Raw genomic sequence first — 1,340 nt, forward strand, 5'->3', positions numbered from 1 at the left:
GATAAGTGTAGTTCTCGTTCTTTAACAATCTGGAAGAAGTAAAGTTTTCTTTAAGCGTTCAACGCATCGAAAGATGTATTGAACACTTAGGGTAGTAATCTGTATGTATCAACAAACAAAGTAAGCTGTCATTTGATCTATGACGTTCCCTGACACTCATGCAGGGGCCAACGTTATAGGGACAAGTGAATAAGTGCACATGGTGGATGCCTTGGCGATTACAGGCGATGAAGGACGTTGTAGCTTGCGATAAGCTGCGGGGAGTGAGCAAACACACTTTGATCCGCAGATTTCCGAATGGGGAAACCCGGCCCTTTGGGTCATCTCATACTGAATACATAGGTATGTGAAGCGAACGCGGCGAACTGAAACATCTAAGTAGCTGCAGGAAAAGAAATCAACCGAGATTCCCAAAGTAGTGGCGAGCGAAATGGGATGAGCCTTGTACGTGATAGTCGACTGGATAGTGGAACGCCCTGGAAATGGCGGCCATAGCGGGTGATAGCCCCGTACACGAAATCCGGACGGTGGTACTAAGCGTACGACAAGTAGGGCGGGACACGAGAAATCCTGTCTGAAGATGGGGGGACCATCCTCCAAGGCTAAATACTCGTAATCGACCGATAGTGAACCAGTACCGTGAGGGAAAGGCGAAAAGAACCCCGGGAGGGGAGTGAAATAGATCCTGAAACCGTGTGCATACAAACAGTCGGAGCCTCTCAATGGGGTGACGGCGTACCTTTTGTATAATGGGTCAGCGACTTACATTCAGTGGCGAGGTTAACCAGATCGGGGAGCCGTAGAGAAATCGAGTCCGAACAGGGCGACAGTCGCTGGGTGTAGACCCGAAACCAGGTGATCTACCCATGGCCAGGATGAAGGTGCGGTAACACGCCCTGGAGGTCCGAACCCACTAATGTTGAAAAATTAGGGGATGAGCTGTGGGTAGGGGTGAAAGGCTAAACAAACCTGGAAATAGCTGGTTCTCTCCGAAAACTATTTAGGTAGTGCCTCAAGTATCACCACCGGGGGTAGAGCACTGTTATGGCTAGGGGGTCATTGCGACTTACCAAACCATTGCAAACTCCGAATACCGGTGAGTGCGAGCTTGGGAGACAGACGTCGGGTGCTAACGTCCGGCGTCAAGAGGGAAACAACCCAGACCGCCAGCTAAGGTCCCAAAGATTGGCTAAGTGGAAAACGAAGTGGGAAGGCTAAAACAGTCAGGATGTTGGCTTAGAAGCAGCCATCATTTAAAGAAAGCGTAATAGCTCACTGATCGAGTCGTCCTGCGCGGAAGATGTAACGGGGCTAAGCCAGTCACCGAAGCTGCGGATATC

Annotated in this window: 1 rRNA gene; it reads left to right on the forward strand. The window is 50.1% G+C overall.

Annotated features, from left to right (window positions below):
* Window positions 1–179: 179 nt before the first annotated feature.
* Window positions 180–1,340: ribosomal RNA gene (locus tag AC3A6M_RS24795) — 23S ribosomal RNA — on the forward strand; the annotation flags it as partial.

The sequence above is a fragment of the Telluria sp. Soil_C_11 genome (assembly GCF_057657395.1).